This window comes from Lentzea roselyniae, assembly GCF_039537795.1.
GTDB classification, from domain to species: Bacteria; Actinomycetota; Actinomycetes; order Mycobacteriales; family Pseudonocardiaceae; genus Lentzea; species Lentzea atacamensis.
Window position 1 is genome coordinate 1 of record NZ_BAABBE010000058.1, and the last position, 21917, is coordinate 21917.

24 protein-coding genes and 1 pseudogene are annotated in these 21917 nt (G+C 68.1%); 13 read left to right on the plus strand and 12 right to left on the minus strand.

The genetic code is table 11. The annotated features are described in order from the left end of the window. The first annotated feature begins 98 nt into the window (after window positions 1–98). Window positions 99–632, plus strand: a complete 534-nt coding sequence (locus ABFX45_RS46725; RefSeq protein WP_428834294.1) for a KR prefix domain-containing protein — start codon at window positions 99–101, stop codon at window positions 630–632. Window positions 633–911: 279 nt separating this feature from the next. On the opposite strand, the gene ABFX45_RS43835 is transcribed toward ABFX45_RS46725, so the two are convergent. From ABFX45_RS43835 to ABFX45_RS43850, 4 genes are all read right to left on the minus strand, one after another. Next, window positions 912–1991 carry a tyrosine-type recombinase/integrase gene (locus tag ABFX45_RS43835; RefSeq protein ID WP_346137037.1) on the minus strand — a complete coding sequence of 360 codons (1080 nt, stop codon included), beginning with the start codon at window positions 1989–1991 and terminating at the stop codon, window positions 912–914. Next, on the minus strand, window positions 1978–2637 hold the full coding sequence (locus ABFX45_RS43840) for a hypothetical protein (protein WP_346137039.1): 660 nt from the start codon (window positions 2635–2637) through the stop codon (window positions 1978–1980). The genes ABFX45_RS43835 and ABFX45_RS43840 overlap by 14 nt, the downstream gene beginning before the upstream one ends. Before the next feature lie 117 nt (window positions 2638–2754). Beyond that, entirely contained in the window at window positions 2755–3744 is a 990-nt protein-coding gene (locus ABFX45_RS43845) for an MBL fold metallo-hydrolase (protein WP_346137041.1), read from the minus strand. A gap of 37 nt (window positions 3745–3781) precedes the next feature. Beyond that, window positions 3782–4051 carry a GNAT family N-acetyltransferase gene (locus tag ABFX45_RS43850; RefSeq protein ID WP_109636450.1) on the minus strand — a complete coding sequence of 90 codons (270 nt, stop codon included), beginning with the start codon at window positions 4049–4051 and terminating at the stop codon, window positions 3782–3784. Window positions 4052–4081: 30 nt separating this feature from the next. On the opposite strand from ABFX45_RS43850, the gene ABFX45_RS43855 reads away from it, so the two are divergent. From ABFX45_RS43855 to ABFX45_RS43880, 6 genes are all read left to right on the plus strand, one after another. After that, a complete protein-coding gene (locus ABFX45_RS43855; protein ID WP_109635599.1) occupies window positions 4082–5068 on the plus strand; it encodes an LLM class flavin-dependent oxidoreductase in 987 nt (328 codons plus the stop codon). A 46-nt stretch (window positions 5069–5114) separates the two neighbouring features. Next, on the plus strand, window positions 5115–5600 hold the full coding sequence (locus ABFX45_RS43860; RefSeq protein ID WP_346137043.1) for a hypothetical protein: 486 nt from the start codon (window positions 5115–5117) through the stop codon (window positions 5598–5600). A 219-nt stretch (window positions 5601–5819) separates the two neighbouring features. Continuing rightward, on the plus strand, window positions 5820–6593 hold the full coding sequence (locus ABFX45_RS43865) for an ABC transporter ATP-binding protein (RefSeq protein ID WP_112226091.1): 774 nt from the start codon (window positions 5820–5822) through the stop codon (window positions 6591–6593). Further along, window positions 6586–9108, plus strand: coding sequence for an ABC transporter permease (locus tag ABFX45_RS43870; protein ID WP_109635592.1), 2523 nt, complete (start codon window positions 6586–6588; stop codon window positions 9106–9108). The genes ABFX45_RS43865 and ABFX45_RS43870 overlap by 8 nt, the downstream gene beginning before the upstream one ends. Window positions 9109–9269: 161 nt before the next feature. Then, window positions 9270–9719 (plus strand): VOC family protein, encoded by a 450-nt coding sequence (locus ABFX45_RS43875; RefSeq protein ID WP_346137045.1) that lies wholly within the window; start codon window positions 9270–9272, stop codon window positions 9717–9719. Beyond that, a complete protein-coding gene (locus tag ABFX45_RS43880; RefSeq protein WP_346137047.1) occupies window positions 9716–9838 on the plus strand; it encodes a hypothetical protein in 123 nt (40 codons plus the stop codon). Before ABFX45_RS43875 ends, ABFX45_RS43880 begins: the two co-directional genes overlap by 4 nt. A gap of 159 nt (window positions 9839–9997) precedes the next feature. On the opposite strand, the gene ABFX45_RS43885 is transcribed toward ABFX45_RS43880, so the two are convergent. Then, window positions 9998–10837 carry a dienelactone hydrolase family protein gene (locus ABFX45_RS43885; RefSeq protein ID WP_109635588.1) on the minus strand — a complete coding sequence of 280 codons (840 nt, stop codon included), beginning with the start codon at window positions 10835–10837 and terminating at the stop codon, window positions 9998–10000. A gap of 242 nt (window positions 10838–11079) precedes the next feature. Here ABFX45_RS43885 and ABFX45_RS43890 point away from each other — a divergent pair, with 242 nt between their 5' ends. Further along, complete coding sequence (locus ABFX45_RS43890; RefSeq protein WP_346137049.1) at window positions 11080–13005, plus strand: endo-beta-N-acetylglucosaminidase; 1926 nt, start codon at window positions 11080–11082, stop codon at window positions 13003–13005. Here ABFX45_RS43890 and ABFX45_RS43895 read toward each other — a convergent pair. Next, window positions 12989–14530: a galactose-binding domain-containing protein gene (locus ABFX45_RS43895; RefSeq protein WP_346137051.1), complete on the minus strand. Its 1542-nt coding sequence runs from the start codon at window positions 14528–14530 to the stop codon at window positions 12989–12991. The genes ABFX45_RS43890 and ABFX45_RS43895 overlap by 17 nt on opposite strands. Window positions 14531–14898: 368 nt before the next feature. Here ABFX45_RS43895 and ABFX45_RS43900 point away from each other — a divergent pair, with 368 nt between their 5' ends. Both ABFX45_RS43900 and ABFX45_RS43905 read left to right on the plus strand, forming a co-directional pair. Beyond that, window positions 14899–15735 carry a DUF1996 domain-containing protein gene (locus ABFX45_RS43900; RefSeq protein ID WP_109635578.1) on the plus strand — a complete coding sequence of 279 codons (837 nt, stop codon included), beginning with the start codon at window positions 14899–14901 and terminating at the stop codon, window positions 15733–15735. Continuing rightward, on the plus strand, window positions 15708–16193 hold the full coding sequence (locus ABFX45_RS43905) for a hypothetical protein (protein WP_346137053.1): 486 nt from the start codon (window positions 15708–15710) through the stop codon (window positions 16191–16193). Before ABFX45_RS43900 ends, ABFX45_RS43905 begins: the two co-directional genes overlap by 28 nt. A 4-nt stretch (window positions 16194–16197) precedes the next feature. Here ABFX45_RS43905 and ABFX45_RS43910 read toward each other — a convergent pair whose 3' ends face one another. The 3 genes from ABFX45_RS43910 to ABFX45_RS43920 are packed head-to-tail and all read right to left on the minus strand — an operon-like array spanning window position 16198 to window position 18094. After that, window positions 16198–16857: a hypothetical protein gene (locus ABFX45_RS43910; protein WP_346137055.1), complete on the minus strand. Its 660-nt coding sequence runs from the start codon at window positions 16855–16857 to the stop codon at window positions 16198–16200. Beyond that, window positions 16854–17729, minus strand: a complete 876-nt coding sequence (locus ABFX45_RS43915) for an ATP-binding cassette domain-containing protein (RefSeq protein WP_346137057.1) — start codon at window positions 17727–17729, stop codon at window positions 16854–16856. Before ABFX45_RS43915 ends, ABFX45_RS43910 begins: the two co-directional genes overlap by 4 nt. Then, window positions 17729–18094, minus strand: a complete 366-nt coding sequence (locus ABFX45_RS43920; protein ID WP_109635570.1) for a GntR family transcriptional regulator — start codon at window positions 18092–18094, stop codon at window positions 17729–17731. Before ABFX45_RS43920 ends, ABFX45_RS43915 begins: the two co-directional genes overlap by 1 nt. Window positions 18095–18159: 65 nt before the next feature. On the opposite strand from ABFX45_RS43920, the gene ABFX45_RS43925 reads away from it, so the two are divergent. Further along, window positions 18160–18978, plus strand: coding sequence for a DMT family protein (locus ABFX45_RS43925; RefSeq protein WP_346137059.1), 819 nt, complete (start codon window positions 18160–18162; stop codon window positions 18976–18978). After that, a complete protein-coding gene (locus tag ABFX45_RS43930; RefSeq protein WP_346137061.1) occupies window positions 18975–19664 on the plus strand; it encodes an SDR family oxidoreductase in 690 nt (229 codons plus the stop codon). Before ABFX45_RS43925 ends, ABFX45_RS43930 begins: the two co-directional genes overlap by 4 nt. Here ABFX45_RS43930 and ABFX45_RS43935 read toward each other — a convergent pair. Both ABFX45_RS43935 and ABFX45_RS43940 read right to left on the minus strand, forming a co-directional pair. After that, window positions 19661–20914, minus strand: coding sequence for a lysine N(6)-hydroxylase/L-ornithine N(5)-oxygenase family protein (locus ABFX45_RS43935; RefSeq protein ID WP_346137063.1), 1254 nt, complete (start codon window positions 20912–20914; stop codon window positions 19661–19663). The two genes, ABFX45_RS43930 and ABFX45_RS43935, sit on opposite strands and share 4 nt — an antisense overlap. 117 nt (window positions 20915–21031) lie before the next feature. Then, a complete protein-coding gene (locus tag ABFX45_RS43940) occupies window positions 21032–21673 on the minus strand; it encodes a helix-turn-helix domain-containing protein (protein WP_346137065.1) in 642 nt (213 codons plus the stop codon). Between ABFX45_RS43940 and ABFX45_RS43945 the strand changes: the two genes are divergently transcribed. Then, window positions 21651–21794 (plus strand): DUF4345 family protein, encoded by a 144-nt coding sequence (locus ABFX45_RS43945; protein ID WP_346137067.1) that lies wholly within the window; start codon window positions 21651–21653, stop codon window positions 21792–21794. The genes ABFX45_RS43940 and ABFX45_RS43945 overlap by 23 nt on opposite strands. Window positions 21795–21803: 9 nt before the next feature. On the opposite strand, the pseudogene ABFX45_RS43950 reads toward ABFX45_RS43945, so the two are convergent. Next, window positions 21804–21917 (minus strand): annotated as a pseudogene (locus ABFX45_RS43950) (IS5/IS1182 family transposase); the annotation flags it as partial.

Sequence of the window (21917 nt, forward strand, 5' to 3'; positions counted from 1 at the left end):
GGTCCCGGCGGGCCTCCACGACCATCCGGGTCGCCCGCTCACGCAGCTCATCTGGGTACTTCTTCGGTGGGGCCATTGCTCCTCATCATCCAGGCTTGATGGTCTCCATCAAACCCGGCACGGAACACCCCGTACGATCCCTGGACCCCGCTTGCCGCCGTTCACCCGCTCCCAGGCCGGCCGAGACGGCGGACGGCCCTGCCGCTACGCCCTCCCAGGACTGGCCGCACACCATCCGCTGGTGCGAAGTGCCACCCGAACCGGCTGAGCCCGCCGTACAGAACGGCCGTTGGCTTCTGCTGCACGGAGGCAGCCGGTTCGATGACCTGCTGGGCGAGCGGCTTGCGGCCGCCGGCTGCTCCGTCAGCGTGGTCCGTCACGGCTGGGCCTACGCCGCGGAGGGCGCCGGCCACTACCGCGCTGTTCCGGACTCCACGCAGGATCTGGCGCAGGTACTCCGAGAGGTTTCGCGCGACGGCACTGTCCAGGGCGTTGTAAGCCTGTGGGCAACCGCCACGCGCCCGGCCCGCCAAGCCACACCCGAGAACGTGCAGTGGACCGTGACCGGGATCTGTGCGCAGACCACCGCGCTCGTACGCGCCCTCGCCACCCTGAAGACAACCTCAAGCTGAACCGTCACTCCGCGCGATCGCCACCCGCTACGACAGGACCGCCCTGTCCCACCAAGACATGATCGACCTGGCCACCCTCACTATCTGGCTTTGAGGACACGCCCTCGCGACTACGAGCACGGACAACGAAGATGCTCCGACGACCGCAACACCTGCTGCTGACGTACCACCACACGCGAGCCACTCGGCGACACCTAAGGGGTCTGTGTAAGCGACATATTTTGACACAGACCCCTTATTCGACGGAGATCGTGGCGTACTACCCGCTGATGGCCCTGATCACCGGCCAGCCTCCTGCAGCGGGTGTACCTCAAGCGCCGCAGCCGACCAAGACCAGTGCGCGGCCAGCGGGTGCGGCTCGCCGGTCAATGCCTGCAGCGCGGTGGCGACCTCCTCAAGACTCGCCTTGACGTAGTGAGCGGTAACACCGCGCCAGAGAGACAGTCCCGCAGAGTGCCCGGCGTAGGCGACGGCCACCGCCACACCGAAGTTGCGCTCCACCCACGTCAAAGTGGTGTGACGCAACCAGTGCATACTGATGTTCTCTTCCCCGATGGCAGGGACGTACTTACCCACCCGAATCCACAGTGTTTCGTACCGACGTTTGGTTAGTGGCCTGCCGTCACGAAACCGGAACAGCGGACTCGCCTTGTCTCGAGCGCCACGCTCCTCCGCATGGTCGAGCAGTGCCCGCATCAGGGTCCGGGAGACCGGTTGCAGACGCTGGATAGAGCCTTTCTCCCTCAGCGTGACCAACAGCCGTTCGGGGTCCAGGTCCATCGGGCGCAGATTCAGCGCGCCACCGGTGCGCGCAGCGGTCTCCAAGTGGAACCGAAGTATTAGGCCGTCCAGTCGCGGATCACGTCCGGTCCCGACAGCCGTCCGGACGATCTCCTGGTAGAGCTGCGGACTCAACGCGTGACGCTGAGATTTAGCGCTGCGTGGTCTGGGCACCTTCGGCATCGGATCCTGCCGCGACGACAAGACCTCCTGATCGATCGCGAACCGGTACACGCGTAGCAGCGCGTAGTAGAGGTTACATACCGCGCCGGCCCCGTCGACGTGGGTCCGGCGCCGTAGCGCGTTGGCACGGATGTGCTCGAGCAGCTCGCCCACTTCTCGTGGGGTCGGCTCGTTCAGTCTGCGTCCGCCCCAGCATTCGACGATCCTGTCCCAGTAGGACTTGTAGCTTCTCTGCAGTCCCGGTGACGCCGCGGCGCGCACCAGCCGCATGAACTCTTCGAAAGTGGGCACGTTCTGCGGCCGCGCGGCAGCCAGGAGTTCTTCCGGCTCCACGTTCATGGCGTGCATCAGCTGGACCAATGCCTGCACATCTGCCTGAGCGCTACCCACGGCCATCACCCGAACCTGCCGCACCCTGAGGCCCGTTGCCGTCCTGGGATCCACGCCCGGCGGAGAGCTCGTCGTCGTCACCGTCCTCGGCAGCCGCTGCGGCACCGGCCGGCGTGCCGGGGGGATGCATTCGTTCCACGATTTTTCTGGGATCGGGTAGCGCTTGGTCCAGGGTTTCGAGGGGGTGCAGCACCACGGCGGACATCGACGGCACTGCCACTACCAGTACCGGGTCGCCGCCGTCGTAGCCGCACCAGCGCCGCAATGGCGCCGGTATCAGCACCATGTTGCGGGCGGTCAGCGCCCAGGCGCCCTCCTCGTCGTGGCGTACGACGATCTCGTGACCGTCGCCCACACCGATGTCGACTCGTGTTCCCGGTATCCACCCCAGCTGCGAGAACAGCTGCTGGTCGCTGAGCCTGCCGTCGGAGTCGAGCATCACTACCGCGTAGCGCCGTCGATGCCGGTGCTTCCTGGGCCCACCGGGCATGTCGCCGAGTCCGGGAGTCTCGGTCCGCCTCAGATCCAGTGTGCGTCGTGCACGCAGCACGGACGAGCTCGCAAGGCCGTTCGCGGGTGCCATGTCGAAGGCGGTGGCCCCCTCGACTGCGGCGTCGGCGAACTCGATCGCCGGAACGATTCCGTCACTCATGGGCATCCCCGCGGTACTGACGGGCGGACGGAGCCGGGGTGTGTGCCGTACGGCTCCCAAGGGGGCGCAGGGGCGGTCGAAGGGACGCTGGTACGGGATCGGTCCCCGATGTGTGTGTCAGAGCAGGTATTCGAGCACGCCGCCGTTCATCGTTCGGGTCAATTCGCCACGTTCGACCAGAACATCGAGATGCGCGGCCGTCTCCCCGATCGCGAGCACCTGGTTGAACATGTCGAGGTCGTCGAACCGGCGCTGGCGGCGGGTCCACCCGATCTTGCGGGCGGTCTCGAACGCCGAGCCGCTGACCGCCTTGAGGATCTCCTCCAGGCGCTGTTCGTGGTGGTGCAGCAGCTCGTCGACGCGGGCGTGCGAGCTGTCGGTCACCGGGCCGTGGGCCGGCAGCAGGCGCAGGTCCGGCAGCTCACGGGTGAGCCTGAGCGACGTCATGTAGTCGCCGAGCGGCAGTTCGGGGCGCAACGGCTCGAAGCCGATCGACGGCGTGATGTGCGGGAGCACGTGGTCGCCGGAGAACAGCACCTTCGCTGTGTGGTCCACGAACACCACGTGGCCGCGGGTGTGGCCGGGCGTCGGGACGACCTCCAGCTCGCGGTGTTCGAGGCCGACCGTGCCCCGGACCAGCCACTCGTCCGGCTCCTCGTAGTCGTGCAGGGCCTCACCGCGGTCGACGTGGTGCATGATCTTGATCCACGTCTCCGCCAGCTCGCTCGCGCCCCACTTGCGCAGGTCGTCGACGTGCTGGTCCTCCTGCCCGTGCAGGATGTGCCGCAACGAGGGCTGCTCGCCGAGGCCGAGCCCGATCTTGGCGCCGAACATGCGCCGCAGCGACACCGCCATCGTGAAGTGGTCGCGGTGCACGTGCGTGACGAGGAACCTGCGGATGTCCTCGAAACCCTTGTTCAGCGTGCCCAGCGCGGCTTCCAGCTGGTCACGTGCCTCGTCCAGCGCCCAGCCGGAGTCGACCATGACGAGGCCGTCGCCGTCCTCGATCGCGTAGACGTTGACCGCGCGCAGGCCGTCGTTCGGCAACGGCAGCGGGATGCGGTGCACGCCTGGTGCCACCTCGAACGCGCCCGGTTCACTCCACACGCCCGCTCACCTCATTGTTAGCGCTTGCAAGTAATTCTTACCGGACGGTAACACGGTATTCCGGGTGCTTGTCGATGTACTTCGCCACGAACGGGCAAATCGGCGAGACCTTGAGACCACGGGCCTGCGCGTCGTCGAGCGCGAACTTCGCGAGCTGCGCGCCGAGGCCCTGACCGGCGTACGCCTCGTCGACCTCGGTGTGCGTCAACGCGATGACGCCACCGACGAGCTGGTAGTCGAGCTGACCGGCCAGCTGACCGTCGACGTGGAGCTCGTACCGGCTGTCCGTCTCGTTGTTGATGACCATGCCGACCATCTTGCCCCGGACGGATGGAAAATGACGGGCATGGACGTCTACCTGCTGATCCTGGGTGACCACCTGCCCAACCCGTGCACGGGCGAGGAAGTGCCCCAGGCCGACCGGCTGCGGGCGATGGTCGAGCAGGCGGTCGTGGCCGAGGAGGCGGGCTTCACGGGTGTCGCGATCGGTGAGCACCACTTCACCCGCTACATCGTGTCGGCACCGGAACTGCTGCTCGCCTGGGTGGCGGCACGGACGTCCACGCTCAAGCTCTCCACCGGCGTGACGCTGCTCGCCCACCGCGACCCCGTGCTGGTCGCCGAGTCCCTCGCCACCCTGGACGTGCTGTCCAACGGCCGGGCCGAGCTGATCGTGGCGCGCGGGGTCGACCAGCAGACGGACGCGGCGTTCGGGGTGCAGCCCGGTGAGCTGCGCGAGCGGTTCGAGGAACACCTGCGGTTGCTGATCAAGCTCCTCGAGGAGCCCGGCGTGAGCTGGGACGGCCGGTTCCGCGGCCCGCTGAGCCAGGTGACCACGACGCCGCGGCCGGTGCAGCTGCCGCGGCCGACGGTGTGGATCGGGTCGGGGTCGGCGGTGTCCGCGAATCTGGGCGCCGAGCTGAAGATGCCGCTGATGCTGCCGTCGACGCTGCGGGATCCCTCCATCTACGCCGACGTCGTGCGGCACTACCGCGAACGCTTCCCCGGCGGGCGGGTCGGCGTGCCGAGTCACGTCTTCGTGGCGCACGAGGACGCGCGGGAACGGTGGCGGCCGCATCTGGCCGAGTACGCGCGGTTCGCCGACCCGTGGCGCGGGGACGGTGACGTCGACGTGGACGCGATCATGGACGGCGCGGCGGTGTGCGGGACGCCGGACGAGGTGGCGGCGCGCCTGAACGCGTTGGCGCAGCAGCTGTCCATCGACACGCACCTGGTGATGGTGGACATCGGCGGCATGCCGCACGACTCCGTCATCGAGACGATCCGCCTGTTCGGTGCGGAAGTGCTGCCGAAACTTGTTTAACGCCCACGCTGCCAAGGGTTAACACACGACCGTCACGATTGAGGTCGTGGGCATCACCGTCATCGGCATCACGCATCCAGGTCAGGTCGGGGCACTCCCCGGCGGCACGAACGTGCTGGTGCTGGCCGATGACGGCACGTACGCCGATGAGTTCCTCGACACCGACTTCCGTGCGCACCAGCTGGTGGTGCGCACACACGGGCGCGGGTCGGCTTTCTTCGGGGTGGCGGACAAAGCCCGTGAGTTGGGTGCGGAGCGGCTCCTCTTCGGCGGCGTGCACGACACCGCCGCCTCTTTTGCCGCCGGAGAGGACCCCGTGCTCGTGCTCGGCGTGCGACCGCCGGGCGGGCCGATCGTCTGCAACGCCGCGTTCCTCGAGTGGCTGGACCGCTGGCCGCGACCGGCCCGCGCCTACCGCGAGGACGTGGACCACTGGCTCGCCGAGAACGCGTTGAGGGAAGGCCTCCGCGTCGAACTGGTTTCATGGCGAATGGAACCGACCGTCTCAATGCGACGGAAGTTGACGGCCTAGTCATCGGAAGGCTGAAGACACTGCGGCCGCAGTGAAATACCGTTCCTCCCGCACCGCATCTGCGTGCACACGCAGCGCAGCTGAGAGATCTCTCAGCGTGGCGGCGGGGGGCGGGGTGCCGGGGTCAATCTCAGGGTCGTCTCAGTGGAAGACCTGACCCTACGGTGTGCCCGTGTCGCCGAAGATGGTGCGCACGAGACCCACAGGAGGGGACAAACAGTGAGCGCGTCCGATGGAGTCGCGGCCAGAGCCGTTGACGTGTGGAAGGAATACGGGTCCGGCGACGCTGCCGTGACCGCGCTCGCGGGGGTGAGCGTCGACCTGGAGACGTCCAGGTTCACTGCGATCATGGGGCCGTCGGGATCGGGCAAGTCGACGTTGATGCACTGCCTCGCGGGCCTCGACGACGTGACTCGCGGCGAGGTGTGGATCGGTGACACGAAGGTCACCGGGCTGAAGGACCGCGGTCTCACGGAGCTGCGGCGCGACAAGGTCGGCTTCATCTTCCAGCAGTTCAACCTGCTGCCGACGCTGACGGCCGAGGAGAACATCACGCTGCCGCTCGCGATCGGCGGCAAGAAGGTCGATCGCGCGTGGTTCGACGTCGTCGTCGACACGGTGGGCCTGAGGGACAGGCTGACCCACCGGCCGACGCAGCTGTCGGGTGGCCAGCAGCAGCGCGTGGCGTGTGCGCGTGCGCTGGTGTCGCGGCCGGACGTGGTGTTCGCCGACGAGCCGACCGGCAACCTGGACTCGCAGTCCGGTGCCGAGGTGCTGGGTTTCCTGCAGCGGTCCGCGCGTGAGTTCGGCCAGACCATCGTGATGGTCACGCACGACCCGAACGCCGCGTCGTACGCCGACCGCGTCATCTTCCTCAAGGACGGCAACATCGTCCGGGAGCTCCTTTCGCCGTCCGCTGAAGAAGTTCTCGACACGATGAAGCACCTCGACGCACCCGGAATGATCGAGCACAGCGGTAGCAGCCATGTTTAAGGCGACCATCAAGAGCCTGCTCTCCCGCAAGCTCCGGCTGGTGCTGTCCGCGCTCGCGGTGGTGCTGGGCGTGATGTTCGTGTCCGGTTCGTTCGTGCTGACCGACACGCTGCAGCGGTCGTTCACCGACCTGTTCTCGTCGGCTTTCGCCAATGTGGACGTTTCGGTGTCGCCGAAGACGGAGAAGGGCAAGGAACCCGTACCGCTGACGCCCCAGGCCATCGCCGACGTGAAGTCGGTGCCGGGCGTGGCGTCGGCCGTCGGTGACGTGCAGGGCTCCGCGCGGCCGATCGGCAAGAACGGCAAGGTGATGACCACCTCCGGGGCGCCGCGGTTCGGCGCCAACTGGACGGGCACCGGCCAGGAGAAGATCCGGGAGGGCAGGGCCCCTCAGGCGGACAACGAGGTCATCGTCGGCGCGTACCTCGCGTCGTCCGGCCAGTTCAAGGTGGGCGACGACATCTCGCTGCTCACCCTGGAGCCCAAGAAGACCTTCAAGATCACCGGCATCTACGAGTACGCGGGCGGGCGCGAGTCGCTGGGCGGCGAGCTGTCGGTGGCGTTCACCGAGCCGGTCGCGCAGCAGTTGTTGCTGGGCAAGAAGGACGTGTACTCGTCGATCACCGTGACGGCGGCGAACGGCCAGTCGGAAGACGCTCTGCGCAACGCCGTCGCGGCGAAGCTCGGCTCCGGCTACGAGGTGAAGACCGGTGCCACGCTGGCGAAGGAGCAGGCCGACCAGATCAACGAGGGCCTGAAGTTCTTCAACTACGTGCTGCTCGGGTTCGCCGGCATCGCGTTGTTCGTCGGCATCTTCATCATCCTCAACACGTTCTCCATCATCGTCGCCCAGCGCACGCGTGAGCTCGCGCTGCTGCGGTCGATGGGCGCGTCACGACGCCAGGTCATCGGGTCCGTCGTGCTGGAGGCGTTCGTGATCGGCCTGATCGCGTCGATCGTGGGCCTCGGGGCGGGGATCGGCGTGGGCGCGTTGCTGGCGAAGATCTTCAGCTCGGTGGGCGGGACGAACCTGCAGCTCGCGGGCATCGGTGTGCCGATGTCGGCGGTGATCTCGTCGTTCGCGGTCGGCATCGTCGTCACGATGATCGCGGCGGTCATGCCGGCACTGCGGGCCTCGCGGATCGCCCCCGTGGCGGCGATGCGGGAGGCTGCGACGCCGGACCGGCCGCTGACGAAGATCACGATCACCGGAGCGCTGGTGGCCGCCGCGGGTGGCACGGCGCTGGGCTTCGGGTTCCGGCAGGCGTCGCTGCCGCTGATCTTCGGCGGCATCCTGGTGGCGTTCATCGGCGTGGCGTTGCTGACCCCGCTGCTGTCCAAGCCGATGGTGTCGCTGATCGGCCGGCTGCTGTCGTGGTCGATGCCGGGACTGCTGGGCCGCAGGAACTCCGCGCGCAACCCGCGCCGTACCGCGATCACCGCGGCCGCGCTGATGGTCGGCATCTCGCTGATCACCGGCGTGAGCGTGGTGCTGACGTCGGCGACCAAGTCGATCGAGAAGCTGGCCGCCGGCCAGATCCAGACCGACCTGATCATCTCCGGCGAGGGCCAGATGGAGGGCATGCCCGCGTCGTTCAAGCGGGACGTGCTGACGAAGGTCGAGCAGACAGAAGGCGTGAGCTCGGCGTTCGGCTGGGCCTCCGACGGCGTGCTGCAGGGCGAGGACCAGCTGTTCGCGATCGCCCCGACGAGCGTGCCCGCGATGAAGCAGATGTTCGGCCTCAAGCCGAAGCACGGTGACATCGCGCCGCTGAAGGAGAACCAGCTCGCGCTGCCGGAGGACCTCGCGTCCGAGAAGGGCCTCTCGGTCGGCAGCACGCTGACCCTGCAGCTGGCCAGGAGCGAGGAGCCGCGCACGTTCACCGTCGGGTTCATCTGGGCCAAGACCCAGGTGCTGCAGGGTGCGCTGGTGCTGCCGGAGTCCGCGTCCCGCGACTTCCGGTCCGACCAGATCGTCCAGGCGTTCCTGCAGGTGAAGCCGGGGACGGCGGTGGCGGACGTGCAGAAGCGCGTCGAGCCGCTGCTCGCCGACAACCCGGAGATCACCGTGCAGGACCGCAGCGGGTTCGTGAAGCAGACGACCTCGCAGTTCGACACGGTCCTGCTGATGATCCAGATCCTGCTGGCGCTGGCGATCCTCATCGCGGTCCTCGGCGTCATCAACACCCTGGCGCTGTCGGTGATCGAGCGGACCCGCGAGCTGGGTCTGCTGCGGGCCATCGGCATGCGGCGGGCGCAGGTGATGCGGATGATCACCGTCGAGTCGGTGGTGATCTCGGTGTTCGGCGCGGTGCTCGGCCTCGCGGTCGGTGCGGCGCTGGGCGTCGCGACCGTGCAGGCGTTGAAGGACCAGGGCATCTCGGAGATCGGGTTCCCCTGGGTCACCATGGTCCAGTACCTGGTGGTGGCCGCGGTCGTCGGTGTGATCGCGGCGATCCTGCCCGCGATCAGGGCCGCGCGCCTCAACGTGCTGGACGCGATCGCCTACGAGTGATCGTCCCCTGAGGGGAACCGGATCACGCTGAGCAAGCGGGGCCGCCGACCGTCTCCCGGACGGTTGGCGGCCCTTTTCGCGAGTGCCGCCCGCCGAGGTCAGGAAGGTGCTATGAGCCGCGTCCACGTCTTGACCAGCCACGACTCGTACTGCTCGATCGTTTGCTCCGTCGTCTTGGTGAGCAGCATGCCCTCCAGCAGCGGTGCCACCACGTCAAGCCGCCCGTCTCCGACCTGGAGAAGTCACTGGCCTGGTACTCCGGCCACCTCGGCTACTTCCCGGTGATGCACTTCGTCGAGGAAGGGGGGCTGATGGGCGTCGCCCTGGCACATCCCAACGGAGGGCCGGGCTTCGCGATCCGCCTCAACCCCGAGAAGGCCGCCGCAGCATCCGGGTTCGACTACTTCGCGATCGGCGTGCCGGGCAAGGACGCGCTCAACGCGCTCGCGGCGAACCTGGCCGCGCGGGGCGTCGCGCACGACGGCGTGATGCGCACGCGGGTCGGCTGGCTGCTGTCGGGAATCACCGACCCGGACGGCTACGACATCCGCTTCTACACCGTGCCGCTGGAGATCCCGGAGGGCGCCGGGCTGATGGTGAGAGAGTCGTGACCATCACCGTCTCCCCCGCCCGGCGCACGGCGTCCATCGCCTCCGGACTGTTCGCCCCCTGTCTCTTCGGGACGGTCGCAGTCGTGCTCACGCAACTGACGGGGTCGTCGCGCATCTGACCGGTGCGATCTCCGTCGCGACCCTGCGCAGCTGGACCGCGTACGTCGCGGAATCGGTTGTGCCGTGGTCATTCACGCTGTGCCAGGCCGTCGCACTCCGGCACCGGCCACAGGTGGGTGGTTTCCGCCGCCGGAGCAACAGAAACCACCCACCGGTGATCAGGCGTGCGGACAGGTGTCCCGGTAGGCCGAGATGAGCGTGTTCGGCGCCGGGGCCGGGCAGAGGAACTGGTCGTAGCGCAGGTCGTCGTCGACGAACCGCTTGAGCCACGACAGCGTGTACTTGCGGACCGTCACGTTGTCACTGCGCGGATCCGAGTGGTCGCCGCCGCGCAGTTCCAGGAACGCCTTGTCGGGCGCCGCCGTCATCGAGGTGTAGAACGGCAGCGAGTGCTGGGAGTTGGGTGCGGTCGGGTCGTTCTGGCCGCCGAGCACCAGGGTCGGCACCCCGACGGTCGACCAGTTCTTGGTCGTGTGCCAGCCGGCCAGCGGGATCGAGGCCTGCAGGGCCGGGCGGCTGACGGAGGCGCGCAACGCCCCGCCACCACCCATCGAGTGGCCCATCACGGCGAGCCGGGTGGCGTCGACGCGCGGGTTCGTGCGGACGGCGTAGTCGAGGGCCGCGAGCAGCTGGCGGCCCCGGCTGTCGGGGTCGTCCCAGCCCGACAGCGTGTTGATGGTGACCACCACGAAGCCGTACGACGCGAGGCGCGGCCCGAAGTGCGCGACGGACGACTGGGTGGCTGTGAAGCCGGGTGAGATCGCGACGGCACCGAAGGTGAGGTCGCTGGTCGGTGTGTAGATGGTGCCGCCACCGAAGTTCGACTGGCGGGGAATGGCGGCCTGGGTGACGGCGAACGTGCCTCGGGAGGCCTCCACCGATGCGGCGGTGGGTGCCGGGCCGCGTTCGTAGGGGTTGGCCGCCGCTGAGGCAACAGCAGGGGCGGTGGCCGGGATCAGCGCCAGGACGAGTGCCGCAAGCACAGCTTTGATGCGCACGACGATGACACCTCGAATTGGTTGCAGGGGTACCAATTGCGACAGCGATCCCAACGCTACCGCTCAGTAGCCCCACTGAGGTTCGGCCACATGGATGGTTGCCGGAACATTTCGATGCCGTTCCAACGGACGTCACCGAATCGTTCCCGGTTACACAGCGCAGCAGATCGGTGAATTGTCGTCCGATGCAGTCACCGTAGAGGCGGTATGCGGCGAATCGGATGGCGCACAAGGGTGATCGCGTGCCCACTCGGAGACAGTTCCTCGTTCTGAGCTCGACGGCGGCTTTGACCAGCCTGCTGTCCGAGACTCCCGCGTCCGCCGCCGAAGCCGCGCAACCGTACGCGTCGTACTGGCACCCGGCCACGATCCTCGACTGGGATCCGTCGACGGACCGGGACGCCAGGTACAACCGCAGCACCGTGCCGCTGGCCAAGCGTGTTGTCCCGGCCCGCCCTGCCAACGCCCACGCCCACACCGGTGAGGCGCGAGTGCAGGCGTTGGTCGCGTACGCGCCGACGAGCAACAACCCGGCACAGGGCTCGCTCGACATGAATTACTACGCCACGAACTACTGGCAGTACATCGACGAGCTGGTGTTCTGGGGCGGTTCCGCGTCCGAAGGCCTGATCCTCGCGCCGAACCCGACCGTCACCGACGCCGCGCACCGCAACGGTGTCCGCGTGATCGGCAACGTGTTCCTCCCGCCCACGGCCTATGGCGGCCAGCTGCAGTGGGTCCGCGACTTCGTCCGGCGCGAGGGCGACAGGTTCCCGGTGGCGGACAAGATGATCCAGGTCGCCAGGCACCACGGTTTCGACGGCTGGTTCCTCAACCAGGAGACCGCGGGCGGCGACGCTCAGCTCGCCGGCGACATGCGCGACTTCATCGTGTACCTGAAGAAGAGCGGGCTGCGGGTCATCTGGTACGACGCGATGACCAACACCGGCAGCGTCTCCTGGCAGAACGCGCTGACCTCGCGGAACCAGATGTTCTTCGAGCAGTCCGACGAGATGTTCCTGAACTTCTGGTGGAGCGCGAGCGGTCTGCAGAACTCGGCGAACCTCGCCAGGCAGCTGGGCCGCAGCCCCTACGACCTCGCGTCCGGTGTGGACGTCGAGGCGAACGGCTACAACACGAGCGTCGGCTGGGCGTCCGTCTTCCCCGAGGGCAAGCCGCACACCACGTCGCTCGGCTTCTACCGTCCGGAATGGACGTTCAAGTCCGCTGCCGGTCCCGCCGACTTCTACGCCAGGGACAACAGGTTCTGGGTCGGCCCGAACGGTGATCCGTCGAACACGACGACGACCGCCGCGTGGAAGGGCGTGGCGCACTACATCACCGAGCTGACGCCGATCACCTCGCTGCCGTTCGTGACGAACTTCAACACCGGCCACGGCAGGAAGTTCGCGGTCAACGGGACCGTGCGTTCGTCCCAGGCGTGGAACAACCTGTCGCTGCAGGACGTGCTGCCCACGTGGCGGTGGAGCGTCAAGGGCACCGGGACGAAGGTCGTGCCGTCGCTCGACTGGGACGAGCCGTACGACGGCGGTACCGCGCTGAAGATCACCGGCACTCCGGCGTCCGCCAACGACGTCCGGTTGTTCGCGACGTCGTTGCGGCTGACCGGGAACAGCCAGTTCGAGATCGTCCACCGCACCGGCACCGGACCGTCCCGGCTGCAGGCGGTGCTGCGGATCGGCACCACAGAGAAGGTCCTGGACCTCGGCGGGATCAGCGGTGCGTGGCGGCGCAGCGTGTTCCCGCTCGGCGAGCACGCCGACGCGACGCTCACGGAGATCGCGCTGCGCGTGCTGCCGGGAGGACCGGTCACCGCTCTGATCGGCCGGATCGGCGTGACGGACCCGGTCATGACGCCGCCTGCCGCACCGGCGAACGTGCGGGTCGAGCAGGTGAGCCGCACCGACGTCACGACGGTGTCGGCACGGCTCACCTGGACGCGCTCGCCCGGTTCGGTCCGGCAGTACCGGGTCTACAAGTGGACCGGCAGCGAGCGGATCTTCCTCGGCGGGACGGCGAACGACGCGTACTTCGTGCCCGCGATCCCGCTGACCTCGGGGGAAACCGCGCAGATCGAGATCGAGACGGTCAGCGAGGCTTTCGACGTCTCACCGCCGGCCCGTGTCTCCGTCACTGGAACACCCTGACGTAGTCGAGCACCATGTCCTGCGGCAGCTGCGTCCCCGGTCCCGGCGGGCCGGGGAAGTCGCCGCCCACCGCGTTGTTGATGATGATGAAGAACGGGTGGTCGTAGACCCACGGTCCGCGCGTGGACTCCAGCTGGTTCTTGTCGACGGTGAAGAAGTTGTTGCCGTCCACGCTGAACGTCATGTGGCTGGAGTCCCACTCGACCGCGAACGTGCGGAACGCGCTCGCAGCGGGAGTGCCGAGGTCGAGCGGCTGCCCGAACCCGCCGGCGCCGTGGTACGCGGGCGCGTGCAGCGTCGAGTACACCCGGTTCGGTTCCCGGCCGACGTGTTCCATCACGTCGATCTCACCGCAGTTCGGCCACGGTGTGCGCTGGTCGAAGAAGTCCGCGCCCAGCAACCAGAACGCGGGCCACAGCCCCTGCGTCGTGGACACCTTGATCCGCGCCTCGACCCTGCCGTAGGTGAAGCTGAACCTGCCGTGCGTGTTGAGCCGTGCCGACGTGTACTGGCACGTCGTGCTGCCGCTGATCGGGTCCGGCGGGCACGCGCTGCCCGGCGTGACCTCACGGCGCGCCTGCAGCACCAGGTTGTCGTTGCCGTCGTGCCGGGCGTTGTTGTTGTTCGTGTAGTACTGCAGCTCGTTGTTCACACCCGGCCCGGTCTCCGCCTGCCACTTCGAGGCGTCCGGGCCGGTGCCCGCGGGCGCGTTGAACTCGTCGGCCCACACGAGCCGGCCGGGGAACGACGGGTTCGGCGGCAGCGGCGGGGCGGGCGTGGGGTTGCCCCCGGTGCCGTAGACCTGGAACTCCCACAGCGAGTAGCCGTACCCGTTCGACCTGGCCGTGCCGAACATCCGGACGTAGCGGCCCTGACCGCTGACGGTCAGCGTCTCCTTGAAGCCGCGGCCGGTGGTCGTCGAGTAGATCTCGCGCCAGTTCGCGTTGTCGTCGGAGACCTCCAGCCGGTACGCCGTCGCGAAGGCCGGGTCCCACTGCAGCACGACCTTCGAGATGGTCGCGGGTGCGCCGAGGTCCACCGAGATCCAGCCGGGGTCGACCCAGCCGGTGGTCGCGCTCGTGGCCCAACGGGTTGCGGGGTCGCGGTCGAACGCCTTGGCCGGGAGGCACCGGCCGCAGTTGGCGTCGTCCTGGAACGTCGAGGCCGCGCCCTGTTTTCCGTACGAGAGCAGGGTTTCGGCGGTCCCGGCGTCCCGAGTGCCGAACACCTGGAACTCCCACAGCGAGTAACCCCACTGGGTGGCGCGCTCGGCCAGGTCGAGCCGGACGTACCTGCCCGTGCCGTTCACCGGGAGTGTCTGGGTGCCGCCCGGGCCCGTCGCCGTGCTGTACAAATCGTTCCAGCTGTTGCCGTCCGGGGAGATCTTCAGGCTGAACGTCTTCGCGTGCGCGGTTTCCCACACGAGGACGACCTGGTCGACCCTCGCCGTCGAACCGAGGTCCAGCTGGATCCACTGCGGGTCGCGGAACTCGCTCGACCAGCGGGTGCCCAGGTCGCCGTCCACCGCCGCAGCCGGGGTGAAGGCGGCGTTCTCGCTGGTGACGCCGTGACGGGACGGCCTTGGGAGAGCAGTGGACCGGCGGCTTCCGCGTGGACCGGAACGATCAGAGCGGCAGCGACCAGTGCCGCGGCGACGAGTGGAAGTCCGCCGCGGTGAAGGCTTCCTGACATGGGTGCTCCTGGGGCCGGAGAACGGGATCGTGAGAGCGCCCTCCGGATCCGAGCGTCATCGCAGCAGGCACGCGATGTCAAGAAAACCGGTACTACTGAACATTTCTTGCGGATTGACGCCCCAATGCGACTGCGCCATGCTCGATTCGCGTGAGAGCGCTCTCCTAACCGCCCGCCCCCTGCAGCGGAGAGGAAGCTTCAATGACGAAGCCCTTGTCCCAGCTGGCCGCCGTCCTCGCGCTGGCCGCCGGCGTGCTCAGCGTTCCCGTTACCGCGCAAGGAGAACCCGTCCGCGTCGCCGAGTTCGTCGCGGACTGTCAGCTGAGTCACCGCCTGCCGGACGACCCGATCGTCCTGCCCGGTCTGGCCGGTGCCTCGCACTTCCACGACTTCTTCGGCAACCACTCGACCAACGCCCACTCAACCCAGCAGTCGCTGGAGGGGAAGACCGGCAACTGCAACCCGGTCTCCGACATCTCGTCGTACTGGGTGCCGACGATGTACCGCGACAACACCGCGATCGCCCCTACCGGCATCACCTTCTACTACCTCGGTGAGGGTGTGAACAACCCGGCGGCGATCCAGCCCACGCCGTACGGGCTGAAGATCGTGGCGGGCAACGCCAGGGCCACCGGCGACCACGACAGCATCGCGCGCTGGTCGTGCCTGCACGCGGGGCACGTCAACCCGTCGAAGAACTTCGTGGTGTGCCCGGCGGGCACGATGCTGGAGACGTACCTGGACTTCCCGCAGTGCTGGGACGGCCGCAACCTCGACTCCGCCGACCACAAGTCGCACATGTCCTACCCCGTCGCGGGTGGATGTCCTTCCTCGCACCCGGTTCCGGTGCCGAAGCTGCGGATGGTGCTGCGGTATCCGGTCAACGGCAGCACGGCGGGACTCCGGCTCTCGTCGGGCACCGGGCAGACGATGCACGGAGACTTCTTCAACGTGTGGCCGCGCGCCGAGATGGAACGCCGCGTCCGCAACTGCATCAACGTGGTGATGAAATGCGATCACGCCGGCAACCACGGCTGATCGTGCTCCTGCTGGCAGGCGTCCTCCTCTCGGCCTGCCAGCAGGAACCACCACCGCAACCGCCGTCCCCTTCGAGCGCGAACGGTTACGGCGCAACGGAACGCGCGTTCGTCGAGCTGGCGATCGCCACCGACGAGCAGGCCCTGAAACTGGTGGAGCTGGCAGGCAGGCCCGAACTCGTCGAGAACCGCAGGGCCGAGCTCGTGGCGTTGCGGAAACTGCTCGACGCGCCGTACGTGAACCACCACGCCGGCCACGACATGCCCGGCATGCCGACGGATGCGGAGATCCAGCTCGCCTCCACCAGCCCGGACGCGCTGAAGCAGTTCGTGCACGCGCACCTCACCGAGCAGCTGGAGGTCCTGCGTTCGGCGGCCTCGGCGATCACGCATCCGCCGACCGCCGAGGTCGCGGAACTGATGGAACGCCACCGCACGGCGGAGCTGGCGGCCGGGTGAGGCGTCAGGACGTCCGCAGGCGAACCGGAAGATCCCGCGCGATGGCCCACGTGACGGCCATCGCGACCACCCACGCACCCAGTGACACCGCGTGCCAGCCGTCGCCGAGCAGGTGCGGCATGTTCCTGACGAACGGCGTGTCCCCGGTGCCGGGCATCGTGATCCCCGGCACCACCGCCAGCGCCAGACCGACGGGCAGCGTGAACACCCCGCCGTACCCCCAACGGTCGAACGCCGCGGTGACGAACATGCCGACCGCGCACCACACCAGGAACATCAGAAAGTACGCGAGCGGCGACCCGTGCGGGGTCGACCGCCAGTCCATCAGGCTGTAGACGCCGTCCTCGACGAGGAACCCGAGCCACGTCAACAGCGTCATCGCGAGCGCGAAGACCACGGTGAAACCGGTCGCCGCGCCCAGGAACTCGCGGCGGGTGCGGCCGTGCGCGATCGCGATCGGCAGCACGTTGTGGATCGTGTACACGCCCACCCAGAGCACGAACCAGCGCGCGATCTGCACGGTGACGAGCATCCAGCCGCTGAACACGGCGTCGCCGAACAGCGAGATGCCGAACTCGACGGCGAGAACCGCGAGGAAGACACTGGCGCCGACGATCCCGCCGTACGACACCAGCGCGACGGTCAGGTGACGGAAGATCTTCACCGCTTGCCTCCGACCGGCTCGGTGAGGTGGACGAACAGGTCCTGCAACGCGATCGGGCCGAGCTCGAGGCCGAGCTGCCGGGCGCGGACGAGCCCGGAGTCGTCGAGCTGACCAAAGACCATCGCGGACTTCGTGCGCCCCAACGACTTCTCACTCAACACGGTCAGCCCCTCGGTGAACTCGTCGACGTCGGCGGCGTTTCCGACGACTTCGGTGCCACGCGACCGCAGCACGTCCGCCTCCTCCTGCAACACCAGCCGGCCGCTGTCGATGATCACGACCTCCTCCAGCAACGAGGACAGCTCCTCGATGAGGTGCGTGGAGACGATGATCGTGCGCGGGTGCGCCATGAAGTCGTTGAGCAGGGCGTCGTAGAACGCGTACCGGGTCGGGGTGTCCATGCCGAGGTGCGACTCGTCGAGCATCGTCAGCGGCGAACGACTGGCAAGTCCGATGACGGCACCAACAGCAGACCGCTGCCCCAGCGACAGCTCTCCGACCTTGGACTTCAGCCCGATCTTGAACAGCTCGGCCAGCTCGAGCGCGTACGCGTTGTCCCACGTGTCCCGCCACGCCGCGCCGTACTCGAGCACGTGCGAGACCTTGTCGCTCTTGTCCGCGGCGTCGGCCGGGTGCCGCACCAGGCAGACCTTCCGCATCGCGGCCGCGTTCTCGAAGACCTGCTCCCCGTCGAGCTGAACCGAGCCGATGGGCCTGCGGTAGCCGGCCAGCACGGACATCAGGCTGGTCTTGCCGGAGCCGTTTCGCCCGAGCAGTCCGTAGATCTTGTTGCCGGACAAGGAGAAGCTCATGTCGTCGATGGCCGTGACGTCGCCGTAGCGCACCGTCAGGCCCTGCACGTCAACGCGCATCACGCACTCCCGTTCTCGTGCTGCTCGATGCGGCGGATGACGTCGGCGAGCGGAATGCCGATGGCGCGCGCCTCCGCGACCATCGGATCAACGACCTCACCGAAGAAGGTCTCCCTCCCCTGTGCCCGCAGCATGTCGCGAGCCTGCGTGCTCACGAACATCCCGATCCCCCTCTTCTTGTAGAGCACCTTCTCGTCCACGAGCTGTTGAAAGGCCTTCGCCGCGGTCGCCGGGTTGATCCGGTAGTAGGCGGCGTACTGGTTGGTCGACATGACCTGCTCGTCCGCTTTCAACGCCCCGCTGAGCACGTCCGCCTTGATCCGGTCGGCGATCTGCCGGTAGATCGGGCTCCGATCGTCGAACACGACATCACTTCCTGGGTTCGTTACTCATGTAATGAACCATAGCAGTGCCGGGGTACGATTGGCACGTGGTCGGGATCGCGATCCTGTGCGCGGTACTAGCCGCCGGGTGCAGCGCGCTCGGCGCGATGTGGCAGCACGCCGGTGTGCGGGAGCTGACCGACCTGAAGCTGACCTCCGCACACCGGCTCGTGACGTCACGCCGGTGGGTCTACGGGTTCCTCGTCCTCTTCGCGTGCGCGGTCCTGCAGATCGTCGCGCTCGCGCTGGCACCGGTCTCGGTGGTGGCGCCGTTGAACGCGCTGGCCATCCCGATCATCGCGGTGGCACGCGCGCGGAAGTTCAGCGGGCTGCTCGCAGTCGCGGTGCTGGTGGCCACAGCGGGAATCGTGGTGTTCGTGTGGATCACGGCGGGCCAGGCGGTGCCGACGGAGGTGTCGGCGAAGGTCGCGTTGCAGGCCGGTCAGCTGGTGGTCGCGGGAGTGCTCGTCTGCACCGTGGTGGCGACGTTCCAGGCGGGCGCGGTCAGGGCGCTGGCGCTCGCCGTGGGCGCCGGAATCGCCTACGGGCTGGTCGCCGTGCTGGTCAGGGACGTCACGACCACGCTGCCGCAGATCGAGTGGGTCTCGTTGCTGGGGCTGGTCGTCGCCTTCCTCGTGGGCGCCTGGTTCATCCAGCTCGGGTACGCCGCCGGGCCGCCCGACCTCGTCGTGGCGGGACAGACCGTCGTCAACCCGATCGTCGCCGCGTGGATCGGCATCAAGCTGCTCGGTGAGGGCACGGGCATGAGCGCGCTCGCCCAGGCCGGCCTCGTGATCAGCGCGATCGCCGCCGTCTCCGGCACCATCGTGCTGGCGCATTACTACCGTGTCAAAGTAACTGCATGACTTTCGTCGTCACGGGCGGCAACGGCTCGCTCGGCAGGCACGTCGTCGCCGCTCTGCCCGGTGCCAGGGCGGTGTCCCGCTCCACCGGCACGGATCTGTTGCACGGCACGGGTTTGAGCGCACTGCACGCGGACGTCGTCGTGCACTGCGCGACGTCGTTCCGGCGCGAGGTCGACATGGCCAAGGCGGTGCTGGCGGCCAAGCCCGCACACCTGGTCTACATCTCGATCGTCGGCTGCGACCGGGTCCCGCTCCCCTACTACAAGCAGAAGCACGCTGCCGAGCAGCTGATCGCCAACTCGGGTGTGGCGCACACGATCCTGCGTGCCACGCAGTTCCACTCGTTGCTGCGCCGCATGTTCGACAGCACGTCCAAACTGCCGCTGATGCTCGTGCCGGGATTCGCGTTCCAGCCGGTCGACGAGGCCGAGGTCGGCCTGGAACTGGCCACGCTCGCTCAGGCGGCACCGTCGGGACCAGCGCCCGAGATGGGTGGACCGGAGATCCACGAGGCGATCGACCTCGCCCGGATGTACTTGGCCGCAACGGGGAAGAAGCGCACGCTCGTGCCGTTGAAGGTCCCGGGAGCGACGTACCGCGCCTACCGTGCAGGCGGGAACCTGGCACCGGGCCGCGCGGTCGGCCGGCGGACGTTCGCGGACTACCTCAGCGGTGATGCCGGCTAGCGATGTGCCGCGAGCTCCGGCACCGGGTTCACCGTCGTCCGCGGCAGGCGCAGGACTGAGTCGAGGATCTCGCCTGCCCGCACAGCGGTGTTCGAGAGCAGCGACGACGTGATGCCGTGGGTGTGTTCGGTGCCGCCCTGCAGGTAGATCCCGCCGCGGATCTCGTCGTTCGTGACCACCCGGTAGTCGCGGGTGATCTTCAGCCGGCCGTGCTCGTCGCGCTCGCAGTGGTCGGCGAGATCGCCGAGCAGCCGGACGGGGTTCGCCGGCCGGTACCCGGTCGCGTACACGATGACGTCCGCGTCGAGCGGCAGCCGCCCGCCGTCCGCGAGCGACTCGATCACGCACTTGCCGTCGGGGTTCACGTCGATGAGCCGCGAGGTGTTGTGCAGCGACAACCTCTGCCTGCCGAGGACCTTCTCCCGGTAGACCCGCCGGTAGAGCTCCTCGATCAGGTCCTGGTCGACCACGCTGTAGTTGGTGTTGGCGTGGTAGCCCATGAGCTTCTGCTTGACGTCCTCCGGCGCGCGGTAGAACTCGTCGACCGCCGCGGGGTCGAAGATGCGGTTCGCGAACGAGCTGTCGTCGGCAGGGCTGTACCCGTAGCGCGCGAAGACGCCGTGCACCTCGGCCTCGGGGAAGCGGTCGTGGAAGAACGCCACCGTCTCGGCCGCGCTCTGTCCCGCACCCACGACGACGACGTGCCGCGGGTCCTCCAGGGTGCCGACCTTGTGCAGCAGGTCCTGGTTGTGCCAGATCCGCTCGCCCGCCTCGATGCCGTCCGGCAGGCTCGCCTTGAGCCCGGTCGCCAGCACGACGTTGCGCGTTCGGACCAGCTCCTCGCCGACGGTGATCTCGAACCCGTCGCCGTCGGTGCGGATCCGGGTCATCTCGGCGCCGTACGACACGTGGTGCGCGACCCGTTCCGCCGCCCACTCGAAGTAGTCGTGGAACTCCTTGCGCAGCGGGAAGAAGTTCTTGCGGTTGACGAAGTCGATCAACCGCCCGCGATCGCGCAGGTAGCAGAGAAAGCTGAAGCCGCTCGTGGGGTTTCGCAGCGTGACGAGGTCCTTGAGGAACGACACCTGCATGGTGGCGTCCTCCAGCAGCATCCCCCGGTGCCAGCCGAACCTCGGCTGCCGCTCGAAGAAGCGCGCCCGGACGGGCCGCTCGTGCTCTTCCACCGCGATCGCGAGAGCGAGGTTGGACGGGCCGAAGCCGATTCCGGCCAGGTCTAACACCGGGTTCATCGCGGTCCTCTCGTGGCACCCCTGAGCATCCTAAAGCGACCCTAACTTAACTAAGGCATACCTTAGCTAGTACATTCGGACGTGATCTACGCCGCTGGCGGGTGACTCGACCGGAGCTCAACTGACGACGAGGCGCGCGGTGGCGAGCAGTGCGCTCGCGGTCAGGCCGAACATGGCGTGGAAGCTGTCGCTGAAGTGACTCGGGGAGGCGAACCCGGCCTCGGCGGACGCCCTGGTCAGGTCCGCGCCCCTGCTGACGGCCGCCGCGACGTGCCGCATCCGCACCCACAACCGGTAGCGGCGGAAACTCGTGCCCGTGCTGAGCGGGAAGAGGTGCGGGAACCTCGACGTCGACAGGCCGATCGCGGCGGCGACCCGCGCGGCGCTCTGCCCGGGGTCTGACCGCAGGAGGCCGGTCGCGGTGCGGATCCGGTCGTCGGCGGTGTCCGCGAGGCCCGGTTCGAGGTAGAGGAAGAGCATCCGTCCGTCCGCGATGACCTGATGCGTCGTGCGCGCGGGGATGAGGGCGCCGCGGACACGGCGCTCGCCCGTGCCGCCGGTGCGGAGGGTGAACGGGGCGTCGACGCCGTAGGCGAAGCAGTCCACGGAGCCGGAGTGGGCGTCCAGCTTCAGCGGCGGACCGAGGTAGGCGGCTTGGCCGAACCCGACCCAGATCGTCGCCCGGCAGCACGTTTCCGGAAGCGCGTCCTCCTCCACGCCACCGATGATCCCACCCGTGCAGACAGCGATCATCGTCATCACCGCGATGTTCTTCCTCGGCATGGGCGTCTACGCGCTGGCCGCCCCCGCAGCGCTCGCCCGGCCGTTCCGCATCGTCGCGGACACACCGGAGAGCCGGTCCGAGATCCGCGCGGTCTAGGGCCCGTCCTCAAAGCCAGAGGGTGAGGGTGGCCAGGTCGATCATGGCTTGGTAGGACAGGGCGGTCTTGTCGTAGCGGGTGGCGATCGCGCGGAACTGTTTGAGCCGGTTGAAGCAGCGTTC